Origin of the sequence: Novosphingobium lentum NBRC 107847 (assembly GCF_001590965.1) — a bacterium.
Lineage (GTDB): Bacteria > Pseudomonadota > Alphaproteobacteria > Sphingomonadales > Sphingomonadaceae > Novosphingobium > Novosphingobium lentum.
The window spans coordinates 1-2,625 of sequence record NZ_BCTW01000042.1 but is presented as its reverse complement, the minus strand read 5'-3'; the positions used below and the strand labels follow the sequence as shown (position 1 = coordinate 2,625).

The following is a 2,625-nucleotide window of genomic DNA, read 5'->3' as shown; positions in this document are numbered from 1 at the left end:
CGGTGTAGCGCGACAAACTGGATGAGAGTTGCGCGTCAATCATGATGAGAATGTGATTGTCGCGGCGCGTCGATTAGTGCCGATTTTGATTGTCGCTGGCAAGGTCTTCGTTCTCATCCTGATTGTCGCGGACGGCTTCGAGGACTTTTGGCGTGGTGTATGCAGCGGGCCTTCCTGCGCCGGTTCGGCGCGCTTGGGCGGTTCGTCGCCGGTAACTTTCAACGTTCATCTCGAAGATGTTGGCGTGATGGACGAGCCGGTCGACGGCGGCGAGCGTCATCGCTGGATCCGGGAAGACCTTGTTCCATTCGCCGAAGGGTTGGTTGGCGGTGATGAGCAGGGATCGTCGTTCGTAGCGGGCGCTGATCAGTTCGAAGAGCACCGAAGTCTCTGCCTGGTCTCGCGAGACGTAGGCGAAGTCATCGAGGATGAGCAGGTGGTACTTGTCGAGCTTGGCGATGGCGGATTCAAGCGCGAGTTCGCGCCGTGCAACCTGCAGGCGCTGTACGAGATCGGAGGTTCGCGCGAACAGAACCCTCCAGCCATTTTCCACGAGGGCGAGGCCGATTGCCGCAGCCAGATGACTTTTGCCCCCGCCGGGCGGGCCGAACAGGATCAGGTTGGAGCCTTGCTCGAGCCAGCCATCGCCAGCGCACATCGCCATGACCTGGGCTTTGGAGATCATGGGGACGGCTTCGAAAGCAAAGCAGTCCAGAGTCTTTCCGGCAGGTAGATGGGCTTCGGCCAAGTGCCGTTCGACACGGCGCCGGTCGCGTTCGGCGAGTTCGTGCTCGGCAAGAGCGGCGAGCAACCTGCCGGCAGGCCATCCCTCTTTGTCCGCCCGGGCGGCGAAGTCGCTCCAGATATGCTTGATCGCGGGCAAGCGCAGCTCATTGAGCATGAGGGTCAGGCGCTGGGCATCGACCATCGGGGGAGCGTTCATGCTGCTTCTCCCTGATCGATCAACCCGTCATAGATGGAGAGCGGTGCCAACTCGACCACCACTTCAGGAAGGCTGGCCGGATCCGGTGCGAAGCGCGCGCGCAGCGACGTCAGGCAGGGACTTCGGCGCGCGGCCAGATCGACCGTCAGGATTTGCGCAAGCTCGGCTTCGCAGGCGCGTTCATGCGCCATTGCCAGGAGCTCTACCGTTGTGCGGCATGCTTCCCGCTCGCCGTGGCTCTGCAGCAGATGGTCGAACATGAGGCGATAGGCGTCTCGCGGGAACAGGCTGTCGCGATAGACCAGCCCCAACAGCGCCATGGGTTTACGTCGCAAGGAGTGGATCACGTGGCGGTAATCGACAATGTGGCCGTGCTTGCCACTCGCACCGGCGCGGCCGCGCGGCAGGGTCATGAGCCGCGTTCCACCGATGAAGACATCCAGACGATCATCGTAAAGTCGAACCCGAAGACGGTGGCCAATCAGGCGCGAAGGAACGGTGTAGAACACCTTGCGCAGTGTGAAGCCGCCTGAAGAGGTCACCGTTACGAGGACTTCCTCGTAATCGGTCGTACGTGCGTTCGGCAGCAGTTGCAGCGACCGCCGCTCGGCATCGATCCCGGGCGCATGCCGTCGGTTCCGAGCCGTCACGACTTCGTCGATGAAGCGACGATAATCGGCGATGTCGGTGAAGTCCGCGGTTCCGCGCAGCAGCAGGGCATCCTTCACCGCAGCCTTGATGTGGCCGTGGGAGCTCTCGATCGAACCGTTCTCATGCGCAACGCCAATGTTGTTGCGGGTCGCCGCCATGCCGTAGTGGGCACATAGCGCATCATAGCGCCGGGTCAGGTCGATCTTAGCGTCCGCATCCAGGTTGCGGAAGGCGGCCGACAAGCTGTCGGTGCGATGAAGCTTCGGCGCACCACCGGCCGACCAGAGTGCGTTCTGCAGCCCTTCGGCCAGGGCAACGAAGCTCTCCCCTCCCAGAATGACATGCCCATGTTCGAAGCCGCCACAAGGCAGGCGGAAGTGATACAGCAAGTGGTCCAGGGGAACTCCTGTGATCGAGACCCCCAGGTCGTCCATCCAGGTGAAATCGGACATGCCAAGCCGACCGGGTTCGTGCACCTGCCTGAAGATGACATCCCGATCCTGCCCATTCATGGCGCGCCAATCGCGGATGCGTCTCTCCAGCGTTCGTCGCGAACCGAACGCTGTATCTGGATGGCGCCGGCGCAACTCCTCGTAAATTGCGATCGGACGAAGCCCGGGTGCCGCCTCAAGCATCGGCACAACAACTTCGTCGAAAATCCCGGCTAGCGGATCGGGACGGCGTCGTTCCCTCTGCCCCCCTCTCTGCGAAGGCAATCGCGGGTCGTGAAGCATCCGGTAGCCCGTTGCCGAACTGAAGCCGGCCTTCGCCGCCGCCAAGGCGACGGTATCGTTGCGTCTGTTGGTCATGAATAATCTCACCTGATGATCGTTGATGTGCCGGCCAGCCAACGTCAGGTCCTCCTCCTCGGAAAACCTGAAGCATACTCGCCACCACGATCATCACAGGCACCCCAAAAAAGGGCCTCCGGTGTGTCGGGAACGGCTACGGGCTACGCCCTCCGCCGTCCCCGGCACACCGGATTCTCATCTTGATTGTCGCGCTCTCTCGCCCTGATCGTCGCGCTACAG

At 62.1% G+C, this 2,625-nt stretch carries 2 protein-coding genes; both read right to left on the bottom strand.

Going from position 1 to position 2,625, the window contains the following annotated elements; all coding sequences use genetic code 11:
* Positions 1-73 precede the first annotated feature (73 nt).
* Positions 74-943, bottom strand: a complete 870-nt coding sequence (gene istB / locus NL2_RS20500; RefSeq protein ID WP_068078559.1) for an IS21-like element helper ATPase IstB — start codon at positions 941-943, stop codon at positions 74-76.
* Positions 940-2,445, bottom strand: coding sequence for an IS21 family transposase (gene istA / locus NL2_RS20495; RefSeq protein WP_068078556.1), 1,506 nt, complete (start codon positions 2,443-2,445; stop codon positions 940-942). Before istA ends, istB begins: the two co-directional genes overlap by 4 nt.
* Positions 2,446-2,625 lie beyond the last annotated feature (180 nt).